Raw genomic sequence first — 26635 nt, 5'->3', positions numbered from 1 at the left:
CCCTCTGGTTATGGCTGCGGGCTTTTCCTCTCACCCGCGGTATTCCCCGTCCGCCCGCTCGGGCGGCCGTATCATGTCATCGCATCGACCATGCGATCGAGCGCGATACGCATCTGTTCGGTTTCGCGGAACGTGCACATGCGCAGGAAGGCACGGGACGCATCGCCGAAGTGATATCCGGGCGCCAGGCCGACGCGGGCCGTCTCGAGGATACGCTCGCACAGCGCCGTCGCATCGGGTTCGCCCTGCAGCGCGAAGAAGGCATACATGCCGCCGCGCGGTTTCTCCGGCAGGATCATGCCCGGTATCTTAGGCAGCTTCTCATAGGCCAGATCGAGGCCGGTCTTGATGCGTCCGCGGATCTCTGAAACCAGCGGCTCGCCTTCGCGTAAGGCGGCGGCAGCACCGGCCTGAACCATGGCCGAGGTGCCGCTGTTGATATACTGCGTCATGGCGCCGAGTTGGTCGGCAATGGCAGACGGGTGCGTCAGCCAGCCGACGCGCCAACCGGTCATTGCCCAGGCTTTCGAGAAGCTGTTGATCGCAATCACGCGATCGCCGTCCTCGGCGACCTGCAGGATCGATGGCGCGATCTCTCCATCGAAATAGAGGCGGGCATAGACCTCGTCGGAGATGATCCAGATGCCGGTGCGGCGGCTGAAATCGAGAAGCGCCTGCATTTCCTCGCGCGACGCCGTCCAGCCCGTCGGGTTGGACGGCGTCGACAGGAAGATGGCGCGCGTGCGGGCGTCGCAGCGGGCGAAAAGCTTGTCGAGGTCGAGGCGCCAGTCGGTATCGAAATCGAGCGATACGGCGCGGGGCTCGCCGCCGATCAGATGGATGGCGTTATGGATGTTCGGCCATTGCGGCGCGACGTAGACGACGTTGGTGCCGACATCGACGAGCAGTTCGAGCGCCATATAGAGCGCCTGCATGCCGCCGGGCGCGACCGTCGTGCGCTCGATCGGGATGGGGCGGCCGTGCCAGTGCGTCTGATAGTCCGACAGCGCTTCGTTCAGGGTCGCGAGACCACGCATGTTGGGAACGTAGAAGGTGGCGCCGTCGTCGAGCGTCTTCTTCGCAGCATCGCGGATGAACTCCGGCGTCACGATATCGCCTTCGCCGAACCAGAGCGGGATGACGCCGCCGAGTTCGCGGGCGCGCTTGGCAAGCACAGCGATATTGTCGGTGCGCATGTCGCGGATCTGAGCGCGGATGCCTTCGAGGGCATCGCGGCCTGATATCGCGTTCGGCAGGTTATGCTGCGGTAGAAGAGACAAGGAATTTCCCCTGGGAATTCGGTATTGAAGGGTTCAAACGGCTGCGGCAGCTTTCACTTGAGCAACCCCTCAATTTCGAATGGTTATCCAAAAACAACTGCATTTCAAGGACAAATTTTAAGCTTAAAAAGTCTACCTTCCTGCTCGATTCCGTGTTGCTCAGCCATGCGGTAACGCTCTGATAAAAATCAGCTTTATTTCTTCTCTCCGCCGTGCCCGCCGGCTCTTGCGGCGCTAACGCCGGCAGCCAGGCTTGCACCGAGAAACATCGTATCGCTTGCGAGCATGAAGAAGCTGATGCCGACTTCCGACCATGCGCCGATATCATCTGCCGAAGGGCGGAAGATGCCGACTGCGCGGCCGGCAGACAAAGCAGCCTTTGTGATTGTGCTGATCGCTGCGTCGAGCCTGTCCTTGCCGGTCGGTCCCATCGCATCGATCGAGACGGAGAGGTCGCCGGGGCCGATGAAGATCAGATCGACGCCGTCGACGGCAGCAATCTCGGCAATATTGGCAAGCCCCTCGGCGGTTTCGACCTGGATGGCCAGCACGAGTTCCACATTGGCCTTGGCGAGGTAATCCGGTATCCGGTAGCCATAGGCCGCCGCGCGGCCCGGGCCGACGCCGCGCGCGCCGAGCGGGGGATAGCGCATGGCCTTGACGGCAGCGTGCGCCTGTTCCGCAGTCGAAACCCGCGGGACGAGGACGCCCGCCGCACCCGCATCCAGAACGGCCGCGATATCTTCAGCCGCATGTCCGGGTACGCGGACCATGGCGGGAACGCGATGAACATCGGCAGCGCGGATCAGATCCTCGATGCGCTCGCGGCTGATCTGCGAATGCTCCCAGTCGATGCAGAGGAAATCGACACCAGAGGCCGCCGTGACCTCGATGGCGACCGGATGCGGGATAGCCGCAAACGTACCGACGAGCAGCTTCTGCTCGATACAGTTCCGGCGGAAATCGCTCATCGGCATCCTCCCATTTCAGCGGTCCTCCGGGCGAGGGATAGACCGAAAAGATACAACTACGAAGCGGCAATCTGCCCTGAACTCAGGGCACCTTCCGTGCCGATCACGCGCCGGCACGAAGGCATTGCGGTGGCGGAGTTGTTCGGGCGCCGCCACCGCTCACAGGCACGGCTTACTTGCGCCGCGCCATGATCTCGGTCAGGACCGCGTCGAACCGAGCGATCTCCTCGACCTTGTTATAATGCACCAGCGACACGCGGATGGCACCCGTTTCCATGGAAAGGCCCAGGCGCTTCATCAGGCGCGGTGCGAACATGTGACCGTCGCGCAGGCCGATGCGCTGCTTGCCCATCTCATCGGCGAATTCCTGCGGCGTGATGCCTGGCATGTTGAAGCAGATCGTGGGAACGCGCTGCTCCAGGCGGTTTTCGTCAGAGATCCCGTAGATGACCGCGCCATGGCGCTTGAGAACGGCGATCATCTCGCGCGAGAGCATCAGCTCGTACTGGCGGATCGCGCCCATGGCGGCGGCAAGCGCCTCGCGGCGGCTGTGATTGCCGGTCGACAGGAAGCGACGGCCAAGGCCTTCGAGATATTTGACCGCGGCATTCATGCCGGCAACGTTCTCGTAGGTGAATGTGCCGACTTCGATCTTGTAGGGCGGTACGTCCGGAATGAAGTCTTCCTTGAAGGTTGGCAGCTTGACCAGCGCGTCGTAACGACCCCAGAGGAAGCCCATGTGCGGCGAGAAATTCTTGTAGCCAGAGCACACAAGGTAGTCGCAGCCCCAGGCCTGCACGTCGATCAGGCCATGCGGGCCGTAATGTACGCAATCGAGGAAGGTTTCGGCACCGGCGGCTTGTGCCAGTTTGCAGACTGCGGCGACGTCGACGATCGTGCCGATCGAATGCGCTGTGACGGTGCAGGCGACGAGGCGGGTCTTGTCGTTGAGCAGCGGCTTCAGATCTTCCACATGCAGTGTGCCGTCCTCGCGCATGCGCCACCAGACGATCTTCGCGCCATCGGCTTCCAGCGCCATCCAGGTGGCAATGTTGGCGTCGTGGTCCATGTCGGTGACGACGATTTCGTTGCGCTCGCCGAGCAACTTGGCAATGCCGAGGCTCACAAGCCGAATGAACGAGGTGGCGTTCTGGCCGAAGGAAATTTCTTCCGGGCGATAGGCGTTCACCAGCATGGCAACGCTTTCGCGCGCTTCTTCCAGATTGCGGTCGACGCCCTGGCTGTGCTGGTATTTCGCCATGCGCTGGACGTTGAAATCGATGAGGTGGTTGGCAACAGCGTCGACCACTGTCTGCGGCACCTGCGCCCCGCCCGCATTGTCGAGAAAGACGAAATCGCCGGCCTTCTGAATGGCCGGGAACATGGCGCGGACCTCGTCGACCGGGAAGCTGTTGTGGCCGGCGAATTGCGATGCGGAAGCGGCGGAGCTCATGGGGATCTCGCTCTGGATGTTGGGATTGAAACCTCAATTTTGATCATTTGATCACAAAATACTTTAAGGTTCAACCAAATTTCTAGATCTCTTTGGGGATGCTTAGCGGCGGCCGGAGCCGGAGCCCTTGCGCGGCTCATCCTGGGTGGCCGGGCAATAATCCTGCAGGATTTCATGGGTGCGTCTGATATCGGCGACGACGCCATCGCGGGCAGCGGCAAAGTCTCCTGCCTTCAGCGCCTTGACGATGGACACATGCTCGCCGGCGGGATCGAGTTCGCCGCTGCGCATCAACGGCTCGACCGAGGCGGAGAGCATGCGCATGTAGGGGCCGAAGCGCAGCCACAAGGTCTCGATGAGCTGCAGCAGCACCTCGGAGCCGGAGGCGCGATAGATGGTGAAGTGGAACTGCTGGTTCTTGGCCATCAGGTCGTAGACGTTGGCGCCGAGGCCGATCACGTGCTGCTCGCCGGCGATGTGCTCAAGTGACTCAATGTCTGTCGGGGTGAGGTTCGGCGCGCCGAGTTCGGCGGCTAGGCCCTCCACGGCGATGCGGGCGCGGCAGAGATCGTTGAGCCGGCCGAGGGTGACGATCGGGATGCGGGCCGAGCCGTTGGCTGCGACTTCGAGCGCATTTTCAGCAGCCAGCCGGCGCAGGGCCTCGCGCACCGGCATGTTGCTGGTTCCGAAGGTTTCGGCGAGCGAGGCGATGGTCAGTGTCTGGCCGGGATCGAAATTGCCGGCCATGAGCGCGTTTCGGAGCTGCTGATAGACGCTCTCCTGGATCGTCGTTCTGGAGGACACCGGTTCCAGGGCTATGCGCACGCTCGCTTCCTTTTCGCTTCGCAGGACCCGTTCATGGTAGAACGAAGGGCAGCCGAAAGGAAAGGGGCCTTTCCGAGCAGCGCTCAGGCTTCCTCTACCTCCCAGCTTGCCTCATCGGCCGGCTCGTCTCTTGCCGGCGCCTTGCGTAAGCCGAGGCCGACGCCGATGAGGGCAAGAGCACCGCCGATGGCGTGGTAGGAATGCAGCTGCTCGCCGAGGAGTGCCCAGGCCAGAGCCGCGACAATGATCGGCAGGAGGTTGATCAACAGCGAGGTACGGCTGGCTCCAAGCTTGTGAATGCCGATCATCCAGCAGAAGGGGGCGATCAATGAGGTCGGGATCGCCGCATAGAGGATCAGCGGCAGGTTTGTCGTCGTAATCGGTGAGATATCGCCCATCAGGAAAACAGGAATCAGCAAAAGGGTCGAAAAGCCGATCTGCCAGAAGAGCTGCTGCCACATCGAAAGCGGCATCGCCCAGCGTCTCAGCATGACGCCGTAGAGCGCATTCGAGAGAACCGCGATAATCATCAGGCCGTCGCCGATGTGGAAGCCGCCGTTGATCAGCCGGACAGGATCGCCTTGAGAGGTCAGATAGATGAGCCCGATCAAAGAGATGGCGCCGCCTGCGATGCTTGGCGCCGTCAATTTTTCAGAGGCCAGCAGGCTTGCGAAAAATGTCGACAGCAACGGCATCAGGGCGAGCATGACGCCCATGTTGACGGCGGAGGTGGTCTTGGCTGCCTCGTAGGCGAGACTCTGATAGATCACCATGCCGAGCGCGCCAAGAATGGCGAGTTTCAGCCAGTGCTGCCGGAGCAGGGCGCGGTTGCGCCACGCCTCCCGGCCGACGAAGGGCAGGAGCACGAGGAAGGCAAGCAGCCAACGATAAAAGGAGATGGAGCCCGGCGAAATCACGCCGGCGGATGCCTTGGTGACGACGGTATTGCCGGACCAGATCAGCACCGTCAGCAGCGGCGCAAGTCCGGCCGCACTGATCATGGATGCGGAAGCGTTCGGCTGGGTGCTCATGTGAATGATCTCTCGTCGTCTTCTGGCTTGGGGCGAAACGAAGGAGGGCGGATAGAGTTCGCCATCCCAAAGACTTTGTACTACCTGTCCGAATTCTGGTATATAGCGAGAATAAGACAAGCAGTAGCGAAATGAGGACATGTCCAGCAGGCCTCCACGCATCGAGGGCGATCCGCCGAATCCGGTTTCCTTCCGCACCGAGAATTATAGAGCGGGCACGGTTTTCCCCAAAAAGAGCCAGCCTTGGGGCGAGCTCAATTATGCGATTACCGGCGTTGCCGACTTCGATATCGAGGGCGTGCGCTATCTGTCGCCGCCGCATTATGCCATCTGGCTGCCGCCGGAGACGATGCACGGCGCCGCGATCCAGCACGATCTGCGCTATGCGACCGTCTATGTCGAACGCGCTCTTTGTGCGAACCTGCCCGATAAGCCTTCCACGCTCAGTATCAGTCCGCTGCTGAAGGCGATCCTGGCGGATTTCGCGGCGCGCGATGTCACCATGCCGGAAACGGCGGAAGACCTGCGGCTCGCGCAGGTACTGGTCGACCAGATCCGACTGGCGCCGCGCTGCGAGAGCTATCTGCCGATTTCTGACGACCCGCTGCTCGGCCCGGTGCTCAATGCCCTGCAGTCCGCTCCCGGCGACCGGCACTCCCTTGCGGAGTGGGCACGCAGGATGGGAACGACCGAGCGTACGCTTTCGCGCCGGTGCCAGGACGATCTCGGCCTTTCCTTCAACGAATGGCGGCAGCGATTGAAGCTCGTTGCTGCACTGTCGATGGTCGAGGCGGGCGAGCCCGTGCATCGGATTGCAGCGCAGTTGGGCTACAGCAACGCGTCGGCCTTCATCGCTATGTTTCGCCGGATGACCGGCACGAGCCCGACGCAGATGCGGTAGGTCTCGGAGCGTTTCCAGGAAAAGTGCGCAGCGGTTTTCCGTCCGGAATGCTCAAAGAAACAGGAAGATAGAACGTTTTCGCGGTTCGGAGAAAAGCGGAAATGTTCTACGGCTCGATCAAAACGATCTCCAGCTTGCGCAGCTCTTCCGGATCGGCCATCGCGTCGATGGCAGTAATCATGCCATCTGCATTGAGGGTGCAGCGAAGGGCGACGCGCAGCTGCCCGCCGATAACAACGATGGCACCGACTGCGCCGTTGATAACCGCCAGCCGCGCTCCTTGTGCGCGACCCTGGAAGGTCTTGGCAATGTCGACGCGGCCGCGGATTTCTCTGGCCGATCCCATGCGAGCCGCAACCGCATCCGGCCGGAAGACGGCTTCGGGATCGAGGACGGCGAGCAGCGCCTGGAGGTCGCCGTCACGCGAGGCGGTGAAGAAGGCGTCGACGACGTGACGCTGGCGGGTGAGATCGGCCTCCGCTGTCGATGGCGTTTCCTGCACGCGGCGGCGGGCGCGGCTTGCAAGCTGGCGTGTTGCGACTGTCGAGCGTCCTAGAATCGGGGAGATGTCATCGAAAGACACGTCGAACATATCGTGCAAGACAAAAGCAAGCCGTTCGGCCGGATTGAGCTTTTCCAGGACCACCAGCAGGGCGAGGCCGACGGAGTCTGCCAGCAAGGCATCCTGTTCCGGGTCGGTGCCGTTGCCGGCCTCATGCACCACCATCGGTTCGGGAACATGGACGGTCAGCGGCTCTTCGCGACGGGATTTGCGCGACCGCAGCAGATCGAGGCAGATGCGGGCGGTGACCGTCGTCAGCCAGCCGCTTAGATTTTCGATGTCGGACGCGTCGCTCTTCATCAGGCGCAGCCACGTCTCCTGAACCGCGTCTTCCGCCTCCGTGCGCGAGCCGAGCATGCGGTAGGCGACGGCGCGCAGATGCGGCCGGTTCGCCTCGAATTTTTCCGCCAGCCATTTTTTCTCGTCCATCGGTCACATCTCCTCACCCTGTTTCGTCAGACCTATGACGAACGAAATCCGGCCGGTGTGACATCGGATCGGCCGGAAATTGCCTCGTCAGGACATGAGCGGCAACAGCGCTCTCACAATCAGAGGAAAGAAATATGCAAGCTCGTATGAAAAATCCCGCCCTCATTCTGCCCGAAACGCTGCAGGCGCTTCTGGCCGTCAGCAATTCGATCAAGGATCGTGGCCTGTCGGAAAACATCATGGACCTCGTGCATCTGCGCGTCAGCCAGATCAACGGCTGCAGCGTCTGCACCGACATGGGCTTTCGCAAGCTCCAGAAAGATGGGGAGACGATGGAGCGTATCGTCGGTGTCTCCGCCTGGCGCGAGATGCCTTATTTTTCGGATGCCGAGCGTGCTGCTATGGCTCTCGGGGAAGCAGCTACCCGGCTCGCCGACCGGCCCGATGCCGTCAGCGACGAGATCTGGAACGAAGCAGCAAAACATTTCGACGAAAAGGCACTATCGGCGCTGATCGTCGCGATTGCGATCGACAATGTCTGGAACCGGCTGAACTCGACGGTTCGGCAGCCGGCGGGGGCTTCCTGGAACTGATTATTCGCAATTGGCGCCACCTTCTTCCCACTGTATGGGGAAGAAGGTGGCCCGCATCCTCAAGCCTCGCCTACTCGCGAGGTCACCAGCAATTTCGCCATCCAGTCCACGAAGACACGCACCTTGTTGCTGAGGTGCCGGTTGGGCGGATAGACGATATGCAGGGGCAGCGATGGTCGGGTCCAGCCGGAAAGAATGGGAACGAGCTCGCCGCTTGCAAGTGCGTCCCGAGCCATGAAGCTCGGAACTTGCGCGATTCCGAGCCCCATCAACGCCGCCTGGAGATAGCTGCGGCTGTCATTCACCGAAAGGATATAGCGCGGGCTGATTTCCAATGCCTCGTTGCCGTGTTCGAACAGGAACGGAATCGTACGACCCGTTTGCGCGCGGAAATAGCTGACCGCATAGTGGCTGGTTTCCAGATCCTCCGGCCGTTCCGGGAAACCATGCTTCTCGATGTAAAGCGGTGCCGCGCAGGTGACGAGGTGGATCTCGCCGACGCGGCGGGCGATCAGCGACTGGTCGCTCGGCATGCCGGCGCGCAGCGCGCAATCGACATTCTCGGCCAGATAGTCGACCAACCGGTCGCCGACGCCAAGGTCAATATGGATATCCGGATAGCGCTGGTGGAAATCGCAGAGCGCCGGCATGACAATCTTCTCGGCAAAGGCGCCGGCCATTTCCACGCGCAGGCGCCCGCTCGGCAGGCTCTGCGAATTGCTGATGCTGCCGTCCAGTTCCTCTATTTCCGAGAGGATCTGAATGGCGCGCTCGTAGTAAAGCGCGCCGTCGGTCGTCACCATGACGCGGCGTGTCGTGCGGTTGAGAAGCTTGGCATGCAGATGCGCCTCGAGCGACTGGATGAGCGTCGTCACCGTCGCCTTCGGCATGGAGAGGGCCGCAGCGGCGCGGGTAAAGTTACCCGTCTCCACCACGCGCGCGAATGCCCGCATTGCTGATAACTGGTCCATTCCATGATGTCCCTCGACCTTCGAAAAAGAGGTCGATTGTTTGTAATCGTGAATAGTCTGATCGAATATAGGCTACTTATTCTCGAAGCGGAATAACAATATGCTGTTTCATAAGTTGTTGCAATGCGGCACGGGGGCGCTGAACCGCATAATCGGGAATATGGTTGCAAAGCACGTCAAACGGCTTTTGGATTGGGTCATATTCACTGGAACAGACGGGATTTGGGTCGATGAGTGCGCCGTGGAAAGATGTTGTGCTGGAAAACGTGCCTACGGGGCCGGTGGAAGCGCGGATCTACAACGGTGAAGGTTTGAAGAAGGCGGCACCCCTTGTGCTCTATCTGCACGGCGGCGCCTTTCTCGATACCTGCCATGCGACCGAGAGACCGGTGGCGGCAAGCCTCGCCGAGGCCGGTGCCATCGTGGTTGCAGCGGATTATACGAGCTGTAATCAGAATGCTTTTCCGAAGGTGCTGGAATGCGCCTACGGACTTCTCGCCTACCTCAGCAACAAGCGGAACATGCTTGCGCTGGGCGGGGCGAAGAAATCGCTGCTGTTTGTCGCCGGTGAGGAATCGGGTGGCAATGTTGCAGCGGGTGTCGCTTTAAAGGCGCGCGATCAAATACCCGGTTCGTTGGACGGACAGGTGTTGATATCGCCTTTGCTCGATCCCTTCATGGGATCAAAATCTTTCCTCCAGGCGGAGGAAAGCGGCATGCGCGAGCGTTGGACGGAGGGTTGGAACCGATACCTGGGTTTCCTGGGCGGTGTCTGTCACCCCTATGCAGCGCCTCGATACTGTTCGCGGCTTTCGGGCCTCGCGCCGGCATTGGTGCTCACGGCCGAGGACGACCCGCTCCGCGACGAGAGCATGGAATACGGCAGCCGGCTGAAAGCGGCTGGCGTCCGTGTTCGCCAGCAAGTCCTCCCCGCCGGGACAGGCTGGCCCACTCTCTATGGCGGGCAGTCGAAGGACAGGGCTTCGTGGCAGCAGGACATCTGCTGCTGTTTCAAGGGCTTTGTCGAAGACGTGCAGGCTTGATCGACTAGGGTATCCCGTTCGCAAGGTATGAGCGCGGATTGGATTGATGTCGAAGGCACGAGACCGGAGCGGTGGTCACGCGGATGCGCGGCGCTTCGGCCCCCGATTTTTTGAGACGATAGGAAGTTTCGGTCCCGTATCCCAAGACGGGGCCAAAGGAGAGACTAACATGAAGTCCAACGATAAGCGCTGGGCCCTGTGGGGCGCCGGCATGGGTGTTGCTGCGGCTGTTGCAGGCGCGGCCTTCTATCTGGAGCTGCCGCGCGGCGCGCAGGCAACCGAGGCCGCCAGCCAGGCGGCGCCGCCGGCTGTCCCCGTCACGGTTGCTGCCGTCGAGCCGCGCGACATCACGTCCTGGCAGGAATTTTCCGGCCGGCTCGAGGCTATCGACCGTGTCGAAATCCGGCCGCGCGTGGCTGGCGCAATCCAGTCCGTGCATTTCCGCGAAGGAGCCCTGGTCAAGCAGGGCGACCTGCTTGTCACGATCGATCCCGCTCCCTATGAGGCGGCCGTCGCCCAGGCACAGGCGCAGGTTGGCGCGGCGAAGGCCACCCTTAATCTGACCAAAGTCGAGGTCGATCGCGGCCAGAAGCTCTTCGACAACAAGACGATCTCGCAGAGCGATATGGACACGCGCGCCAGCAATTACGCTGCGGCGGAAGCCAACCTGAAGGCGGCGCAAGCGACCCTGCAGACGGCGCAGTTAAATCTCGATTACACGCAGGTCCGCGCCCCGATTGCCGGTCGCGTCGGTAAAATCGCTGTAACTGTAGGTAACCTTGTTGCCGCCGGCGCGTCCTCTTCAGCATTGACGACGCTCGTTTCGGTCGATCCGATCTATGCCAGCTTCAGTGCCAACGAACAGACCGTTACCCAGGCGCTGTCTGAACTACCAGCTACCGGGGGTACCGTTCCGCCAGTCGAGCAGATCCCGGTTCAGATCGGCACGGCCAGCGATAACGGCACGCCGATCAAGGGCAAGCTGCAGCTGATCGACAATGAAGTCGATGCGGCAAGCGGCACCGTCAGCGTTCGCGCCGTCTTCGACAATCCCGGCGGTCGTCTCATCCCCGGTCAGTTCGTGCGGGTTCGCATGGGACAGCCGAAGGCCGAGACCAAGCTGCTGATCAGCGAGCGGGCAATCGGCACCGATCAGGACAAGAAGTTCGTGTTCGTCGTCGGGGCTGACAACAAGGTCGAATATCGCCCGATCAATCTCGGCGATACCTCGGACGGCTTGCGTATCGTTACATCCGGCCTGAACGCCGGTGACCGGATCATCGTCAACGGCCTGCAGCGGGTTCGCCCGGGCGCCGTGGTCGATCCGAAGCCGGAAGAAAAGGTCGCCGCCAAGTAATTCATACGGCCGGAGGGCTTAGCTCCCGGCCGCTGTTCCAAGTCTCGATTTTGTAATGCTCGTGGCGCCTCCTGGGCCGCGGGCGCGGACTTCGTGTCCCTTGATTCACTCGTGGAGAGGGTTCTGCCATGAACATCTCAAGATTTTTCGTCGACCGTCCGGTGTTTGCCGGAGTGCTATCGATCCTCATCGTGGTCGCCGGCCTGATCGGTCTGAAGCTGCTGCCGATTTCCGAATATCCGGAAGTCGTGCCGCCGTCGATCGTCGTCACCGCGCAATATCCGGGCGCCAACCCGAAGGTCATCGCCGAAACGGTGGCAACACCGATCGAAGAGCAGATCAACGGTGTCGAAGGCATGCTCTACATGAGCAGCCAGGCGACATCGGACGGTCTGTTGACGCTGACCGTCACCTTCAAGCTCGGCACCGATCCGGACAAGGCACAGCAGCTCGTGCAGAACCGCGTCTCTCAGGCGGAACCCCGTCTGCCGCAGAACGTGCGTGACCTCGGTATCACGACGGTCAAAAGCTCGCCCGACCTGATGATGGTGGTCAACCTCATCTCACCGGACAATCGTTACGACATCACCTATCTGCGCAACTACGCCACCCTGAACATCAAGGACCGGCTTGCCCGTATCGACGGCGTCGGCCAGGTTCGCGTGTTCGGCTCGGGTGACTATTCGATGCGCGTGTGGGTCGATCCGCAGAAGGCGGCCGAACGCGGTCTTGCCGCAAGCGATATCGCCAATGCCATTCGCGCTCAGAACATTCAGGCTGCTGCCGGTATCATCGGCCAGTCGCCGAGTGTCCCCGGCATCGACGTGCAGCTTAACGTCAACGCCCAGGGCCGTCTGACGACGCCGGAGGAATTCGGCAACATCATCGTCAAGAGCGGCACCAACGGTGAAATCACGCGCCTGCGTGACGTCGCCCGCATCGAACTCGGCGCCGCCGATTATTCGCTGCGTTCGCTGCTCGACGGCAAGCCTGCTGTCGCTATCCCGGTCTTCCAGTCCCCGGGCTCCAACGCGATCACCATCTCGGACAACGTCGTCAAGACGATGAACGAGCTGCAAACCGCAATGCCCGACGGCGTGAAGTACGAAATCGTCTATGACACCACGCAGTTCGTGCGCGCGTCGATCGACAAGGTCGTGCATACGCTGCTCGAAGCCATCGTGCTCGTCGTTATCGTCGTCATCCTGTTCCTGCAGACATGGCGTGCCTCGATCATCCCGCTGATCGCCGTTCCGGTGTCGATCATCGGTACTTTCGCGGTGATGTATATCTGCGGGTTCTCGATCAACGCACTCAGCCTCTTCGGCCTGGTGCTGGCGATCGGTATCGTGGTGGACGACGCGATCGTGGTCGTCGAAAACGTCGAGCGCAATATCGAGAACGGGCTCAGCCCGCGTGAAGCGACCTATCGCGCCATGAAGGAAGTGTCCGGCCCGATCATCGCGATCGCGCTGGTGCTGGTTGCCGTCTTCGTGCCGCTGGCCTTCATCTCAGGCCTGTCGGGTCAGTTCTATCGCCAGTTCGCGCTGACGATCGCGATCTCCACAGTCATATCCGCCTTCAACTCGCTGACCCTGTCTCCGGCACTGGCTGCGATGCTCCTGAAGGATCATCATGCACCGAAGGACATGCTGACGCGCGTGATGGATTTCGGGCTTGGCTGGTTCTTCCGCGGCTTCAACAAGGTCTTCCATCGTGGTTCGTCTGCTTACGGCAAGGGCGTCGGCGGCATCCTGTCGGTCAAGAGCCTGGTCATGGTCGTCTATCTCGCCCTCATCGGCGCGACCTACTACCTGTTCCAGGCCGTTCCCGGCGGCTTCGTTCCGCAGCAGGACAAGCAGTATCTGATCGGCTTTGCCCAGCTGCCCGATGGCGCGACCCTCGACCGTACGGATGATGTCATCCAGCGGATGAGCAAGATCGCGCTGGAACAGCCTGGTGTCGAACATGCGATTGCCTTCCCGGGCCTGTCGATCAACGGCTTCACCAACTCCTCCAATGCCGGTATCGTCTTCGTGACGCTGAAGGCTTTCGAGGAGCGCACGACGCCCAATCTGTCGGGCGGGGCGATTGCCATGCAGCTGAACCACAAGTTCGGCGCGATCCAGGATGCCTTCATTGCCATGTTCCCGCCGCCGCCCGTCCAGGGTCTCGGCACGACCGGCGGCTTCAAGCTGCAGATCGAGGACCGCGCCGGTCTCGGCTATCAGGCGCTCGATGAGGCCAACAAGGCGTTCCTCGCCAAGGCCTACCAGACGCCGGAACTGACGGGTATTTTCTCGAGCTACCAGATCAACGTGCCGCAGCTCTTTGCCGATCTCGATCGCGCCAAGGCCGAACAGCTTGGCGTCTCGGTAACCGATGTCTTCGATACGCTGCAGATTTATCTGGGTTCGCTCTACGTCAACGACTTCAACGCATTCGGCCGTACCTACAGCGTGCGTGTGCAGGCGGACGCCCAGTTCCGTTCGCATGCGAGCGATATCGGCCAGTTGAAGGTTCGCTCGGCGTCGGGCCAGATGATCCCGCTGTCCGCCCTGTTGAAGGTCGAGGCCAGCACCGGGCCGGAACGGACGACGCGCTACAACGGCTTCCTTGCCGCCGACATCAATGGCGGGCCGGCGCAGGGCTTCTCGTCCGGTCAGGCACAGGCTGCCGTCGAGAGGATCGCCAGCGAGACGTTGCCTCCGGGCATCGGCTTCGAATGGACTGACCTGACCTACCAGCAGATCCTGGCCGGCAGCTCGGGCATCATCATCTTCCCGCTCGCTCTGCTGCTCGTCTATCTCGTGCTGGCTGCCCAGTATGAGAGCATCAGCCTGCCGCTTGCGATCGTCATGATCGTGCCGATGGGTGTGCTTGCCGCCTTGACCGGCGTCTGGCTGACGGGTGGCGACAACAACATCTTCACGCAGATCGGCTTGATGGTGTTGGTGGGCTTGTCGGCGAAGAACGCGATCCTGATCGTGGAATTCGCCCGCGAGCTGGAATTCGACGGCCGCAAGCCGGTTCAGGCCGCGATCGAGGCCAGCCGGTTGCGTCTGCGCCCGATCCTGATGACCTCCATGGCCTTCATCATGGGTGTCGTGCCGCTCGTCACCTCGACCGGTGCCGGTGCCGAAATGCGCGCTGCCATGGGTGTCGCTGTGTTTGCGGGTATGATCGGCGTCACCTTCTTCGGCATCTTCATGACGCCGGTGTTCTACGTGCTGATCCGCAGCGTCACGGGCAACCGTCCGCTGAAGCAGCATCCGCACAACGACAACGAACATTCGGCGGAGGTACTCCCGATCGCCGCCGAATAAGGGCCGTGCCGAACAGTACTCCAGTGCTCGACAGGCCAAGGCGGGACCGAAAGGTCCCGCCTTTTCACTATCTACGGCCTGTTCCGGATTTGGCCTTTGAAGAATTTGCCGCAAGGCCGCGGATTTCCTTTGCATGCTGGCACCATAGGTTTATCAAGCTCTTGGGTGAATTGATTGACGTACATCGGGCATGAGGAGTGGCTCGTTGGCGCAAGGACCTAAAGGGCGATAGCATACCGCAGGGTCCGCGCGTTCCATTCGGAGGATAGTCTATGAGCGGCAGGAAGATCGCTTTTCTCGGTACCGGTTTGATGGGTGCGCCGATGGCACGACGTCTATTGGCTGCCGGTTTCGCCGTAACCGTCTGGAATCGCGATCATAGCAAGGCGGAGCCTCTGACTGCCGATGGCGCGACCGTCGCGGATACGGCGGCGGAGGCGGCACGGGGAGCCGCAGTGGTTTTTACCATGCTGACGAATGGTGGGGCTGTCGGTGAGGTTCTGTTCGGCAGCGGTGTGGCCGACGTGCTGGAATCTGGAACGATCGTTATCGACAACAGCTCGATATCGCCAGCTGTTGCCCGCGAACATGCCTTCAAACTTGCCGAGCGCGGCATTCGGCACATCGATGCGCCGGTTTCCGGCGGCGTAGTCGGGGCGACTGCCGGAACGCTGGCAATCATGGCCGGCGGCGATGCCGAGGTCATCGACAGTGTTCGCGATATCATGGCGCCGCTCGGGCGCGTAACCAGAGTTGGTCCGAGCGGCACCGGGCAGCTCGCAAAACTCGGCAATCAGCAGATCGTTGCCGTGACCATCGGCGCCGTCGCGGAAGCGATGCTGCTGGTCGAGGCCGGCGGGGGCTCGCGCGAGGCGTTTCGTGACGCCATTCGCGGCGGCTTTGCCGAAAGCCGGATCCTGGAGCTGCATGGCCAGCGCATGATCGAGCGTAATTTTGAGCCGGGTGGAACCGCTCGCAACCAATTGAAGGATCTCGATACGGTGCTGGCGGCGGCGCAGAACCTGTCGCTTCATCTGCCGTTGACCGAAGTCGTTCGGGCCGAGTTTGCCGAATTCGTCGAGAATGGCGGCGGCGAGCAGGATCACAGCGGTTTGCTGCAGCATCTGGAAGACAAGAATGCCCAGGGAAAGGCTTGAGGAAGAGATGAGCGACAAGGGTGCATCCAAGCGTCGTCTGCGTTCGCAGGACTGGTTCGACAATCCCGATCATATCGACATGACGGCGCTCTATCTCGAGCGCTTCATGAACTACGGCATCACACCGGAGGAGCTGCGGTCGGGAAAGCCGATCATCGGCATTGCCCAGAGCGGCAGCGATCTGACACCCTGCAACCGCCATCACCTCGATCTCGCCAAGCGCGTGCGCGACGGCATTCGTGACGCCGGCGGCATTCCGATCGAGTTTCCGACCCATCCGATCTTCGAGAACTGCAAGCGCCCGACGGCAGCACTCGACCGTAATCTCGCCTATCTCGGTCTCGTCGAAGTGCTTTACGGCTATCCGCTCGATGGCGTCGTGCTGACGACCGGCTGCGACAAGACCACGCCGTCAGCGCTGATGGCGGCCTCTACCGTCAATATTCCGGCGATCGTCCTTTCCGGGGGCCCGATGCTCGATGGCTGGCATGAGGGCGAGCTTGCGGGCTCCGGCACGGTGATATGGCGTTCGCGCCGCAAGCTGGCGGCCGGCGAGATCGACGAGGAAGAGTTCATGGAGGCGTCGCTCGCCTCGGCGCCATCGATCGGTCATTGCAACACCATGGGAACGGCCTCGACCATGAACGCCATGGCGGAAGCGCTTGGCATGTCGCTGACCGGCTGCGCGGCCATTCCCGGCGCCTATCGCGAGCGCGGTCAGATGGCCTATCGTACGGGGCGGCGCGCAGTCGAGCTGGTGCTGGAGGATATCAAGCCCTCGGATGTCTTGACGCGCGAGGCCTTCCTCAATGCGATAAGGGTCAATTCCGCGATTGGCGGCTCGACCAATGCGCAGCCGCATCTGGCCGCCATGGCCAAACACGCCGGCGTCGAGCTTTATCCCGACGACTGGCAGGTGCATGGCTTCGACATTCCGCTGCTTGCCAATGTGCAGCCGGCGGGCGCCTATCTCGGCGAGCGTTTCCACCGCGCCGGTGGCGTTCCGGCTGTCATGTGGGAGCTGCTGCAGGTCGGCAAGCTGGATGGCAGCTGTCCGACTGTGACGGGCCGGACGATGGCGGATAACCTGAAAGGCCGCGAGGCGACTGATCGCGAGGTCATCCGCCCCTTCGCCGATCCGCTGAAGGAGCGTGCCGGCTTCCTGGTGCTGAAGGGCAATCTGTTCGACTTCGCCATCATGAAGATGAGCGTGGTCTCGGAGGAGTTCCGCGGCCGCTATCTGCAGGAGCCGGGCCATGAAGGCGTGTTTCAGGGCAGGGCGGTCGTCTTCGACGGATCGGAGGATTATCACAAGCGCATCAATCATCCCGATCTCGGCATCGACGAAAAGACCATTCTCGTTATCCGCGGCGCCGGACCGATCGGCTGGCCGGGATCGGCCGAAGTCGTGAACATGCAGCCGCCAGATGCGCTTCTAAAGCGGGGCATTCGCAGTCTACCGACGATCGGCGATGGCCGTCAGTCCGGCACGGCCGACAGCCCTTCGATCCTTAACGCTTCGCCCGAAAGTGCTGCGGGCGGTGGGCTTGCATGGCTCAGGACCGGTGACATCATCCGCATCGATTTCAATCAGGGGCGTTGCGACATGCTGGTGGAGGAGACGGAAATCGCGCGTCGCAAGGGCGACGGTATCCCGTCAGTGCCGCCGGATGCGACGCCGTGGCAGCGCATCTATCGTCGTTCGGTCACGCAGCTTTCCGACGGAGCTGTGCTGGATGGCGCCGCCGATTTTCGCGACATCGCTGCCAATCCGCCGAGGCACAACCATTGACAGGTGTCGGCGGCCGGCAAGGATTGGAGCGGTGCTGTTAATTTGGGTAGCTTGCGCAGCCATTAAAGTTCGCGAAAGGGAGTAGTGCAACTATAATTGGCTGCGTTAGTTAGTCTCTTCAAGTTTCCGAAGGGGGTGGTGCTCTTTGGCAGGGACGACATCAGGGCGAAGCGAAGAAGAGTTCCAGGACCTTTTGAGGAGGCTGGAGCTGGCGCTGGAGGCGTCTCAAATCGGTGTCTGGCAGCATAATGTCAACGAGCAGGAGCTGCTCTGGGACTCGCAGATGCACAAGCTCTACGGGACCGGGCTTCAGGAGCGCAGGGTTTCTTCCGACGTCTGGATGAACGCGCTGCATCCCGAGGATGTCGAAGGGGCGATCCACGATTTCGATGTCGCGCTGGCCAGGAAGGGTTTCTACAATTCCCAGTTCCGCATCATCCTGCCCGGAGGCGAGGTACGCCATCTGCGTTCGCGCGCGCATTACTATGAGGATGCGGACGGGGCACCTTCCTTCATCGGCGCGGAATGGGACGTCACCGCTGACGTCCTGCTCAATCGGGAGCTGAGCGGTCAAAAGGCCATCGCCGAAGCGCGCGCCATTGCATTGGAGCACAGTCGTGCGCGAATAGAGCATGCCGCCGATCACGATTATCTCACAGGCCTCCCAAACCGCCGCTATTTCGACCGGCGTCTGGCTGAGTTGCACAACGATACGTCTATCGGAACCTTGGCGATCCTCCATATCGATCTCGATGGATTCAAGGAGATCAACGACAAATGGGGCCATGCCGCTGGTGATGCCACGCTGCAGAGCGCTGCCGCCCGCATCTCCGGAGCGATCACTGCCAACGACATCGTCGCCCGAATTGGCGGTGACGAGTTCGTGGCCGTGCTGGTCAATATCGGCAGTGTCGAAAGGCTTCAGGCGATCGCCGACGATATTTTATCGCGATTGCGCCGCGAAGTACGTTTCGGCAACGAGATGCTGAGGATCGGCGCGTCCATCGGCGTGGCGATAGGCGAGACGAGCGGCGCTGGCAATTTGCTGGCAGAATCCGATGTCGCCCTTTTTCAGGCCAAGAAACTCGGCCGCAACCGGGTGGAGTTCTTCACGCCGCAGCTCCAGTCCGATCTGCATGCAGAACGCCGCCTGGCCGACGAGTTGCGATTGGCGCCGGTGCTGCGGCAGATCGAGCCCTTCTATCAGATTCAAGTCGATGCGCAGAGCCGCCGCATCGTCGGACTGGAGGCGCTGGCACGCTGGCGGCATCCGGGAAGGGGATTGCTGAGCCCCGTGGCCTTCCTCAAGGTCGCCGATGAATATGGATTTACCGCGGAGATCGATGCGGCCGTGCTGAAGCGCGCACTGGCGGATCGGGCAGCCTGGGTTTCGCAGGGTCTTTCACCGCCGCGCATCGCTGTCAATATCTCCGGTCGCCGGCTTGCCGATCCCGACCTGATCGATGGATTGCGGGCGCTCAGAATACCGCGCCACGCCATCGCCTTCGAGCTGGTGGAGACCATCTTTCTGGATGAGCCCGACGAGGCAGTGCTTGCCAATATCGCTGGCATCAAGGAGATGGGGATCGATATCGAGATCGACGATTTCGGCTCCGGTCACGCTTCGCTGATCGGCCTCGTCAAGTTGAAGCCGAAGCGGTTGAAGATAGACCGGCAACTGGTAACTGCCGTAACGGTTTCTGAGGAGCAGCGTCGTCTTGTCGGCTCTATCATCGAAATCGCACGCACATTGAATGTCGAGGTGGTCGCCGAAGGGGTCGAGACCGAGGATCACGCGCGCGTTCTGGCCGAGGTCGGCTGCGATGAACTTCAGGGCTACGCTATCGGCTATCCTTCCTGCGAAAGCGAGACTGCGGCTTTGCTGAAATCAGCCGAGGCATCGAGCCCGAGCTGATCGTCAGCCAATCTTGCGGCGTATGCTACTGAATCTGCAGAGCGAGGATCAGGCCGTAGCTGATGGCGCCAAGCGTTAAAAGCGATAGCGTCGCTGCGGCAATCACCCTGCCGCCGGCATGGGCAACGGAGCGGATGTTTACCGACAGGCCGAGCGCTGCCATGGCGATGACGGTCAAAATGCCGGAAACAGTCTCCATCGGTGTCACCAGCGCATCCGGAATAAGTCCGAAAGAACGCAGCGCCATAAGCCCGAGAAAGCCGCAGATGAACCAGGGGACTAGAGAATGGTGATGGCCGTTGCGTTCATCGCTGCCTGAGGCTTCAGCCTTGGTGAGGATGCCGAGCAGGAAGATGACCGGACCCAGCATCAGGACACGGACGAGCTTGACGAGCGTGCCGGTCTGGACGGCGAGCAGGCCAACGGGAGCGGTCGCCGCCAGTACCTGCGGCACCGCATAGACCGTCAGTCCGGCGAGGGTCCCGTATTGCGGCACGCTCATGCCGAAGTGGAAATAGAAAAGCGGCAGCAGGAACACGGCGGCAATGCCGAGGACGGCGGTGAAGGCGAGTGCTGCGGCGATCTCCTGCGAGTCGGCCTCGATCACGGGCGCAACGGCGACGATTGCCGAATTGCCGCATATCGAGTTGCCGCAGGCGATCAGCGTTGCGAGCTTCGGCGGCAGGCCGAGCGCCCGGCCGATGAGATAGGTAGCCGCGATCGACAGCACGACGACGATGGCGATGCCGGCAATCAGCCAGACGCCGGCGCCGCGGATCGCCGAAAGGCTGATGGACGCGCCGAGAAGGACGATGGCGATTTCCAGAAGAAACTTGGCGCTGAAATCGATGCCCGGCTTCATGGACGGCTTCAGCGGCTTGATCGTGCAGACTGCGATGCCGAGGGCGATGGCAAGCACCAGGCTTTCGATCCACCGGCCACCGAGGAGGCCTACTTCAACATGCTCTGCGGCATAGGCCAGAAGGGCTACCGCCGCGGTGAGTGCTAGGCCGGGAAGGATCTCGTTTGCGCGTCGAGCTGGGGACATGGCGTGCCGTCATTCGTTTCTTGTGATTTGGTGACGGCTGGAAAGTCTCATCTGCCGATGTCGACATCCATCGAATATTATCCTATGTTTTGTTCGATAAATTAGAATGATTTCCCATGACCTTTGAACAGCTCGCCATTTTCGTCGCTGTCGCGGAGCGAGAGCATCTGACGAATGCCGCCGAAGCGATCCATCTGACGCCTTCCGCCGTCAGCTCTGCGATCAAGAACCTCGAAGCCTATTACGGCGTCGAGCTTTTCCATCGCGTCGGGCGGAGGATCGAATTGACGGAGACGGGCCGTTCCTTCCTGGGCGAAGCCAAGGCGACGCTGGCGCGCGTTCGCTCAGCCGAGCTCATGCTTTCGGAATTGGGCGGCCTGCAGCGCGGCCGCCTCAGCCTCTATGCAAGCCAGACCATCGCCAGCTACTGGCTGCCACCCTTGCTGATGCGGTTTCACAGCGAGTATCCCGGCATCGAGCTCGATCTGACGATCGGCAATACCCGCACCGTCACCGAGGCCGTCATCGATGGTGCGGCCGAACTGGGTTTCATCGAGGGCGAAGTGGATGCGCCGGCGCTGTCGATGAAGGTCGTGGCACAGGACGCGCTCGTCATCGTCGTGCCGCCGTATCACCCCTGGGCGGACGGACGGCAACTGACCGCTGATGACCTAACCACCGGCACGTCCTGGGTGATGCGGGAGGAGGGGTCGGGCACACGCTCGGAATTCGAGAACGCAGTCGCCAGGCTCGGCGCTTCGCCGCGCGATCTCGACGTGGCGCTCGTTTTGCCTTCGAATGAAGCTGTTCTCTCCGCTGTCGGCGCCGGGAAAAGCGCTGCGGCCATTTCGAGTGCCGCGGCAAGAGCCTATCTCGGGCAGGGGCTGCTGGTTCAGGCCAGTTTCGATCTGCCCGCCCGCAGCTTCCGGCTGCTGCGCCACAAGGAGCGCCATGCGAGCAAAGCTGCACAGACGCTTGAGGTTATGTGCAAGGGCTAAGCTCGCGAGTGATTTGCTTTAAACGAGCACATCGCTCAATTTCATCTGCCTCGGTCCGGCCTTTGGACGCATTAGCGTCGCTAGCCCCGTTGCCGGTTGGCGATGACGAGCTCGATCTCGTTGCGTTCCAGCATGGCGCGAATATCGTCCGGCGGCATGTCGTCGGTGACCAGTACGTCGTAGGTTGTGGGTTCGCTCAGGACGATCGGTGCGCTGCGGCCAAACTTGGCGCTGTCGGCGACGACGATGCGGTTTTCGGCGCGGCTTGCCGCTTCCCGTGAATATTCCGCTTCCTCGAGATCGTGCAGCATGAAGCCCGAGGCCGCGTTGATGGCGCCGACCGAGAGGATGGCGTGGCGCACGTTGAAGCGACGCAGGAAATTGGCGGCTTCCATGCCGAAGGTGCCGCCGTCGTGACCGCGCAATTCGCCGCCTGCAAAGAAGACGCGATTGCCGTTGCGGGTGGCGAGCGCGTGGGCGACGGCGACGGCATTGGTGACGACGAAAAGGTTCTGGTGCTTCTGCAACGCGACGGCGATGAAGGCGGTGGTCGAGCCGACGTCGAGGAAGAGGGCATCGCCATCCTCGATCATGGCGGCGACGGTTGCGGCGATCATCCGCTTGGCTTCGGCGTTCTCGTTCATGCGCAGGTGCAGCGGCGGCTCGTTCATGGAGTCCTTGATATGGACCCCACCGTGTACCTTGGTGACCAGCCCATTAGCCTCGAGGCTGCGGATGTTGCGACGGATGGTTTCTTCGGAAACGCCGAGCCGCTCGGCCAGGAACTGGATGCGGCTTGCGCCGCCGGCCAGGCGCAACTCCTCCAGAATCTCGCGCTCGCGATGATTGGAGTGAAGTGGTGGCTGGGATATGCCCGACATGGTTCCTGATCCTACAAAGGGTATTGATCCCAAAACTTGCATGGCTTTCGAAATGGCCGGCCCATTGTCGCCAAAGGCGTCAACGCACGCGGTCTCGATCCGGTTGCCTCGCGCCTGAGTTTTTAAGACAAATCTCACCTACGGTGAAGCGCGTCTTTCGGATATCCATAGCTGATCTGATTTGAGTTTTGTGCAATAAATCAACAAAAAGCCAAATATTCGTTTCTTTTTGTGGGAGACCCTTGACAGCCTTGCTTTTTGTGGGGAACCTTCAGTCCAAAGGATGCTGAGCAGTAGCACCGGAGGGGGAATGACTGCGACGCCGGAAGACAGGATACATTCTCTCGGCATTTGGCGCGGGCCGATCGAGATCGCCCCGCTTGTCGGTGGCATCACCAATCGCAACTATCTGGTCGGCGATGCAGGCCGCCGTTTCGTCGTGCGGCTGGGTGAGGATATCCCCGTTCACCACATCAGCCGCGCAAACGAAGTTGCTGCAAGCAGGGCGGCCCATGCGGCCGGGCTTTCGCCTGCCGTCATCCATCATGAGCCCGGCATATTGGTGCTTGACTATATCGATGCCAAGCCGCTGTCCGCCGAGGATGTAAGTCATCCTGCATTCATGGAGCGGGTCGTTTCGCTTGTCCGCTCATGTCATCGCGATGTCGCCAGGTATTTTCGTGGGCCGGCGGCGATCTTCTGGGTCTTCCATGTGCTCCGAGACTATGCAGCCGTCCTGAACGCTGGCGATAGCCGGCACAAGCCGCTCTTGCCCTCCTTTCTGGAGATTGCCGAGCGACTGGAACGCGAAGCTGGTCCCTTCGAGATCGCATTCGGTCACAACGATCTGCTGGCCGCGAATTTCCTCGATGACGGCAAACGGCTGTGGCTGATCGATTGGGACTATGCGGGTTTCAACACGCCGCTTTTCGATCTCGGCGGCCTTGCCTCCAACAATGAATTCTCGGAAGCGCAGGAAGAAGCGATGCTGGAGGCCTATTTCGAGGCTGGCGTCAGCGACGACCTGCGGCGACGCTATCAGGCGATGAAATGCGCGTCGCTTCTGCGTGAGACGATGTGGAGCATGGTCTCTGAAATCCATTCCGACATCGAATTCGATTATTCTTCTTATACAGCTGAAAATCTGCGGCGCTTCGAGAGCGCCTGGCAGGATTTTCGCAATTCTTGAGGTGACACGATGAAGGAACTGCCTGCTACCGCAAAAACCGTCGTCATCGGCGGCGGCATCATCGGCTGCTCGACCGCCTATCATCTCGGCAAGCTCGGCTTCACCGATACCGTGCTTCTGGAGCGCAAGAAGCTGACCTCGGGCACGACGTTCCATGCGGCCGGTCTCGTCGGCCAACTGCGCACCAGCGCCAACATCACGCAGATGCTCGGCTACTCTGTCGATCTCTACAAGAAGCTCGAGGCGGAGACGGGGCTTGCCACCGGCTGGAAGATGAATGGCGGCCTGCGCCTCGCCTGCAACGAGGAGCGCTGGACGGAGGTGAAGCGGCAGGCGACGACGGCGCAATCCTTCGGCCTGCAAATGCATCTCCTGACGCCGCAGGAGGCGCTCGATCTCTGGCCGCTGATGGATGTGGACGATCTCGTCGGCGCCGCCTTCCTGCCGACGGACGGGCAGGCCAATCCCTCCGATATCACCCAGGCGCTGGCGAAGGGCGCCCGCATGAGCGGCGTGTCAATCTTCGAGGATACCGAGGTTCTCGATCTGGAGATCGACAAGGGCCGGATCCGCGCCGTCATCACCGAGAGAGGCCGCATCGAATGCGAGCGCGTCGTCGTCTGCGCGGGGCAATGGACGCGGACCTTCGCCGGACGTTTCGGCGTCAATGTCCCGCTCGTCTCGGTCGAGCATCAATATCTCATCACCGAATCCTTCGGCGTGCCATCCAACCTGCTGACGCTGCGCGATCCCGACCGGCTGACCTATTACAAGGAGGAGGTCGGCGGGCTGGTCATGGGCGGCTATGAGCCCAATCCTATCCCCTGGGCGCTCGACGGCATCCCCAAGGATTTCCACTACACGCTGCTCGACAGCAATTTCGATCATTTCGAGCAGATCATGGAACAGGCGCTCGTGCGCGTGCCGGCACTGCAGACGGCCGGCGTCAAGCAGCTGCTGTGCGGTCCGGAGAGCTTTACGCCCGACGGCAACTTCATTCTCGGCGAGGCGCCGGAATTGAAGAACTTCTTCGTCGGCGCCGGCTTCAACGCCTTCGGCATCGCCTCGGCCGGTGGGGCAGGTATGGCGCTCGCCGAATGGGTCGCCAAGGGCGAGCCGCCCTATGACCTCTGGCCTGTCGATATCAGGCGTTTCGGCCGCCCGCATTTCGATACCGACTGGGTTCGCACCCGAACGCTGGAAGCCTATGGCAAGCACTACACCATGGCATGGCCTTTCGAGGAGCATTCCAGCGGCCGGCCCTGCCGCAAGTCACCGCTTTACGACCGGCTGAAGGCGCAGGGCGCTTGCTTCGGCGAAAAGCTCGGCTGGGAGCGGCCGAACTGGTTTGCTGATCTTTTTGCCGGCGAGGAGCCGAAGGATGTCTACACCTACAGCCGGCAGAACTGGTTCGATGCCGTCGGCCGCGAGCACAAGGCGGTGCGCGAAGCGGCCGTGATCTTCGACCAGACCTCCTTTGCCAAATTCGTGCTGAAGGGCAGGGATGCCGAAGCGGCAATCTCTTGGATCGCCTCCAATGACGTTGCCAAGCCCGTGGGTGCCTTGACCTATACCCAGATGCTGAACGACCGGGGCGGCATCGAATGCGATGTCACCGTTGCCCGCATTGCCGAAAACGAATTCTACATCACTACAGGCACCGGCTTCGCCACCCATGATTTCGACTGGATCGCTCGCAATATTCCGCCCGAGATGCATGCGGAACTGGTGGATGTGACGTCTGCCTATTCCGTGTTGTCGCTGATGGGGCCGAAATCGCGCGCAATCTTGCAGGTAGTGACTTCGGCCGACGTTTCGAATGTCGCATTCCCCTTCGGCAAGGTGAGGACCGTTGGCATTGCCGGTTGCCCGGTGCGGGCGTTGCGCATCACCTATGTCGGCGAGCTCGGCTATGAACTGCATGTGCCGGTGGAATATGCCGCGACCGTCTATGACGTGCTGATGGCGGCCGGGCGCGAGCACGGCCTCGTCAATGCCGGCTATCGCGCTATCGAAAGCTGCCGCCTGGAAAAGGGCTATCGTGCCTGGGGTTCGGATATCGGGCCGGACCATACGCCGGTCGAGGCCGGGCTTGCCTGGGCGGTGAAGACGAAGAAAGACGTCGCCTTCCGCGGCCGCGAGGCGGTCGAGCTGCAACTGGCATCCGGCGTGAAGAAGATGCTCGCCTGCTTCGTGCCTGACGATCCCGAGATCGTGCTTCTCGGCCGCGAAACGATCTATCGCGATGGACAACGCGTCGGCTGGCTGTCGAGCGGCGGCTACGGCTACACGATCGGCAAGGCGATCGGCTACGGCTATGTCCGCAATCCCAACGGCGTCACGGAGGATTTCGTGCTGTCCGGCCGCTACGAACTCGATGTCGCGCAGAGCCGCGTACCGTGTCAGGTGGTGCTGAAGCCGCTTTATGATCCTCAGATGGCACGGATCAAGGGGTGATAGCGGAAGGTGGGAATGAGTTATTCCCTCATTGTTGTTCCGGCGTGTTTCCACCGTGGAAATTGCCGAAGTGACGTGCGGCAAACAAAGCGAGTGCGAGCGCGCCGAGACCAACGGCGAGCGCGTCCAATCCGTCATCCAAATGCAGGGAACCAGCCCGGACGAGAAGCAGGTATGCGACCACGAGATTGGCGAAACCCCACAGGACATTGACGGTGGATGACGAAAGTCCCACGCCGCGAGGCTTGGCGAAGGGCGATTGAAAGGGTCTACCGAGAACTCCGCTCACCAGATGCGGAACCGCGTTCATGAGAAAGGCGCCGCCAGCGAATAGAAGCAGGTAGTGCAGCAGGTTCATCTTGAGGATTCCGTTTGGCGAGTTCGTGGTGATAGTATTGGTTACCGCGATATTGGCCGGTCGGCGTTAGTTGCCGGCCGGCAGTCCTCGAACGTTTG

The 26635-nt window shown here is 61.4% G+C and carries 21 protein-coding genes; 11 read left to right on the top strand and 10 right to left on the bottom strand.

Translation table 11 applies throughout. From position 1 onward, the window contains the following. Positions 1 to 71 precede the first annotated feature (71 nt). From AC13Q5_RS09655 to AC13Q5_RS09635, 5 genes are all read right to left on the bottom strand, one after another. On the bottom strand, positions 72 to 1280 hold the full coding sequence (locus AC13Q5_RS09655) for a pyridoxal phosphate-dependent aminotransferase (RefSeq protein WP_488501522.1): 1209 nt from the start codon (positions 1278 to 1280) through the stop codon (positions 72 to 74). A 194-nt stretch (positions 1281 to 1474) separates the two neighbouring features. Further along, the gene (locus tag AC13Q5_RS09650; protein WP_488501521.1) at positions 1475 to 2251 is read right to left on the bottom strand and encodes an HpcH/HpaI aldolase family protein; all 777 of its coding nucleotides are present in this window, start codon (positions 2249 to 2251) and stop codon (positions 1475 to 1477) included. Positions 2252 to 2423: 172 nt separating this feature from the next. Then, entirely contained in the window at positions 2424 to 3704 is a 1281-nt protein-coding gene (locus AC13Q5_RS09645; protein WP_488501520.1) for a cysteine desulfurase-like protein, read from the bottom strand. 102 nt (positions 3705 to 3806) lie between these two features. Further along, on the bottom strand, positions 3807 to 4529 hold the full coding sequence (locus AC13Q5_RS09640) for a GntR family transcriptional regulator (RefSeq protein ID WP_488501519.1): 723 nt from the start codon (positions 4527 to 4529) through the stop codon (positions 3807 to 3809). Positions 4530 to 4612: 83 nt separating this feature from the next. Next, positions 4613 to 5560, bottom strand: a complete 948-nt coding sequence (locus AC13Q5_RS09635) for a DMT family transporter (protein ID WP_075851478.1) — start codon at positions 5558 to 5560, stop codon at positions 4613 to 4615. A gap of 139 nt (positions 5561 to 5699) precedes the next feature. Between AC13Q5_RS09635 and AC13Q5_RS09630 the strand changes: the two genes are divergently transcribed. After that, positions 5700 to 6461, top strand: coding sequence for an AraC family transcriptional regulator (locus AC13Q5_RS09630; RefSeq protein WP_488501518.1), 762 nt, complete (start codon positions 5700 to 5702; stop codon positions 6459 to 6461). A gap of 106 nt (positions 6462 to 6567) precedes the next feature. On the opposite strand, the gene AC13Q5_RS09625 is transcribed toward AC13Q5_RS09630, so the two are convergent. Beyond that, entirely contained in the window at positions 6568 to 7452 is an 885-nt protein-coding gene (locus tag AC13Q5_RS09625; RefSeq protein WP_488501517.1) for a sigma-70 family RNA polymerase sigma factor, read from the bottom strand. Positions 7453 to 7586: 134 nt separating this feature from the next. Between AC13Q5_RS09625 and AC13Q5_RS09620 the strand changes: the two genes are divergently transcribed. Next, positions 7587 to 8045, top strand: a complete 459-nt coding sequence (locus AC13Q5_RS09620) for a carboxymuconolactone decarboxylase family protein (protein ID WP_488501516.1) — start codon at positions 7587 to 7589, stop codon at positions 8043 to 8045. Positions 8046 to 8104: 59 nt separating this feature from the next. Here the strand turns inward: AC13Q5_RS09620 and AC13Q5_RS09615 are convergent, their stop codons facing one another. Next, on the bottom strand, positions 8105 to 9016 hold the full coding sequence (locus tag AC13Q5_RS09615) for a LysR family transcriptional regulator (protein ID WP_457889166.1): 912 nt from the start codon (positions 9014 to 9016) through the stop codon (positions 8105 to 8107). A gap of 230 nt (positions 9017 to 9246) precedes the next feature. Here AC13Q5_RS09615 and AC13Q5_RS09610 point away from each other — a divergent pair, with 230 nt between their 5' ends. The 6 genes from AC13Q5_RS09610 (at position 9247) to AC13Q5_RS09585 (ending at position 19606) form a co-directional block, all read left to right on the top strand. Beyond that, the gene (locus AC13Q5_RS09610) at positions 9247 to 10059 is read left to right on the top strand and encodes an alpha/beta hydrolase fold domain-containing protein (RefSeq protein WP_075851470.1); all 813 of its coding nucleotides are present in this window, start codon (positions 9247 to 9249) and stop codon (positions 10057 to 10059) included. A gap of 169 nt (positions 10060 to 10228) precedes the next feature. After that, positions 10229 to 11416: an efflux RND transporter periplasmic adaptor subunit gene (locus AC13Q5_RS09605; protein ID WP_457889165.1), complete on the top strand. Its 1188-nt coding sequence runs from the start codon at positions 10229 to 10231 to the stop codon at positions 11414 to 11416. A 128-nt stretch (positions 11417 to 11544) separates the two neighbouring features. Continuing rightward, positions 11545 to 14742 carry an efflux RND transporter permease subunit gene (locus AC13Q5_RS09600; RefSeq protein WP_457879683.1) on the top strand — a complete coding sequence of 1066 codons (3198 nt, stop codon included), beginning with the start codon at positions 11545 to 11547 and terminating at the stop codon, positions 14740 to 14742. A 272-nt stretch (positions 14743 to 15014) separates the two neighbouring features. Then, entirely contained in the window at positions 15015 to 15899 is an 885-nt protein-coding gene (locus tag AC13Q5_RS09595; RefSeq protein ID WP_075851464.1) for an NAD(P)-dependent oxidoreductase, read from the top strand. 7 nt (positions 15900 to 15906) lie between these two features. Then, a complete protein-coding gene (locus AC13Q5_RS09590) occupies positions 15907 to 17691 on the top strand; it encodes an IlvD/Edd family dehydratase (protein ID WP_488501632.1) in 1785 nt (594 codons plus the stop codon). A 145-nt stretch (positions 17692 to 17836) separates the two neighbouring features. Next, the gene (locus AC13Q5_RS09585; RefSeq protein WP_488501515.1) at positions 17837 to 19606 is read left to right on the top strand and encodes a bifunctional diguanylate cyclase/phosphodiesterase; all 1770 of its coding nucleotides are present in this window, start codon (positions 17837 to 17839) and stop codon (positions 19604 to 19606) included. A gap of 25 nt (positions 19607 to 19631) precedes the next feature. Here the strand turns inward: AC13Q5_RS09585 and AC13Q5_RS09580 are convergent, their stop codons facing one another. After that, the gene (locus tag AC13Q5_RS09580; RefSeq protein ID WP_457879682.1) at positions 19632 to 20654 is read right to left on the bottom strand and encodes a YeiH family protein; all 1023 of its coding nucleotides are present in this window, start codon (positions 20652 to 20654) and stop codon (positions 19632 to 19634) included. Positions 20655 to 20770: 116 nt separating this feature from the next. Between AC13Q5_RS09580 and AC13Q5_RS09575 the strand changes: the two genes are divergently transcribed. Next, positions 20771 to 21652, top strand: coding sequence for a LysR substrate-binding domain-containing protein (locus AC13Q5_RS09575; RefSeq protein ID WP_457879681.1), 882 nt, complete (start codon positions 20771 to 20773; stop codon positions 21650 to 21652). An 80-nt stretch (positions 21653 to 21732) separates the two neighbouring features. Here the strand turns inward: AC13Q5_RS09575 and AC13Q5_RS09570 are convergent, their stop codons facing one another. After that, on the bottom strand, positions 21733 to 22533 hold the full coding sequence (locus tag AC13Q5_RS09570; RefSeq protein WP_075851457.1) for a DeoR/GlpR family DNA-binding transcription regulator: 801 nt from the start codon (positions 22531 to 22533) through the stop codon (positions 21733 to 21735). Between the two features lie 310 nt (positions 22534 to 22843). Here AC13Q5_RS09570 and AC13Q5_RS09565 point away from each other — a divergent pair, with 310 nt between their 5' ends. Beyond that, positions 22844 to 23722 carry a phosphotransferase gene (locus AC13Q5_RS09565; RefSeq protein WP_488501514.1) on the top strand — a complete coding sequence of 293 codons (879 nt, stop codon included), beginning with the start codon at positions 22844 to 22846 and terminating at the stop codon, positions 23720 to 23722. Between the two features lie 9 nt (positions 23723 to 23731). Further along, positions 23732 to 26179, top strand: coding sequence for a GcvT family protein (locus AC13Q5_RS09560; RefSeq protein WP_488501513.1), 2448 nt, complete (start codon positions 23732 to 23734; stop codon positions 26177 to 26179). A gap of 28 nt (positions 26180 to 26207) precedes the next feature. Here AC13Q5_RS09560 and AC13Q5_RS09555 read toward each other — a convergent pair whose 3' ends face one another. Beyond that, on the bottom strand, positions 26208 to 26537 hold the full coding sequence (locus tag AC13Q5_RS09555) for a hypothetical protein (RefSeq protein ID WP_075851451.1): 330 nt from the start codon (positions 26535 to 26537) through the stop codon (positions 26208 to 26210). Positions 26538 to 26635: the final 98 nt, after the last annotated feature.

It is taken from the genome of Martinezella sp. CNPSo 3964 (genome assembly GCF_057784375.1).
This window is presented reverse-complemented; position numbering and strand designations above follow the sequence as displayed.

Coding starts and splice junctions, on each gene's coding strand:
- AC13Q5_RS09610 (WP_075851470.1), top strand. CDS start 9,247: ATGAGTGCGCCGTGGAAAGATGTTGTGCTGGAAAACGTGCCTACGGGG.
- AC13Q5_RS09635 (WP_075851478.1), bottom strand. CDS start 5,560: ATGAGCACCCAGCCGAACGCTTCCGCATCCATGATCAGTGCGGCCGGA.
- AC13Q5_RS09560 (WP_488501513.1), top strand. CDS start 23,732: ATGAAGGAACTGCCTGCTACCGCAAAAACCGTCGTCATCGGCGGCGGC.
- AC13Q5_RS09615 (WP_457889166.1), bottom strand. CDS start 9,016: ATGGACCAGTTATCAGCAATGCGGGCATTCGCGCGCGTGGTGGAGACG.
- AC13Q5_RS09630 (WP_488501518.1), top strand. CDS start 5,700: ATGTCCAGCAGGCCTCCACGCATCGAGGGCGATCCGCCGAATCCGGTT.
- AC13Q5_RS09580 (WP_457879682.1), bottom strand. CDS start 20,654: ATGTCCCCAGCTCGACGCGCAAACGAGATCCTTCCCGGCCTAGCACTC.
- AC13Q5_RS09590 (WP_488501632.1), top strand. CDS start 15,907: ATGAGCGACAAGGGTGCATCCAAGCGTCGTCTGCGTTCGCAGGACTGG.
- AC13Q5_RS09555 (WP_075851451.1), bottom strand. CDS start 26,537: ATGAACCTGCTGCACTACCTGCTTCTATTCGCTGGCGGCGCCTTTCTC.
- AC13Q5_RS09620 (WP_488501516.1), top strand. CDS start 7,587: ATGCAAGCTCGTATGAAAAATCCCGCCCTCATTCTGCCCGAAACGCTG.
- AC13Q5_RS09575 (WP_457879681.1), top strand. CDS start 20,771: ATGACCTTTGAACAGCTCGCCATTTTCGTCGCTGTCGCGGAGCGAGAG.
- AC13Q5_RS09565 (WP_488501514.1), top strand. CDS start 22,844: ATGACTGCGACGCCGGAAGACAGGATACATTCTCTCGGCATTTGGCGC.
- AC13Q5_RS09645 (WP_488501520.1), bottom strand. CDS start 3,704: ATGAGCTCCGCCGCTTCCGCATCGCAATTCGCCGGCCACAACAGCTTC.
- AC13Q5_RS09625 (WP_488501517.1), bottom strand. CDS start 7,452: ATGGACGAGAAAAAATGGCTGGCGGAAAAATTCGAGGCGAACCGGCCG.
- AC13Q5_RS09600 (WP_457879683.1), top strand. CDS start 11,545: ATGAACATCTCAAGATTTTTCGTCGACCGTCCGGTGTTTGCCGGAGTG.
- AC13Q5_RS09570 (WP_075851457.1), bottom strand. CDS start 22,533: ATGTCGGGCATATCCCAGCCACCACTTCACTCCAATCATCGCGAGCGC.
- AC13Q5_RS09595 (WP_075851464.1), top strand. CDS start 15,015: ATGAGCGGCAGGAAGATCGCTTTTCTCGGTACCGGTTTGATGGGTGCG.
- AC13Q5_RS09605 (WP_457889165.1), top strand. CDS start 10,229: ATGAAGTCCAACGATAAGCGCTGGGCCCTGTGGGGCGCCGGCATGGGT.
- AC13Q5_RS09650 (WP_488501521.1), bottom strand. CDS start 2,251: ATGAGCGATTTCCGCCGGAACTGTATCGAGCAGAAGCTGCTCGTCGGT.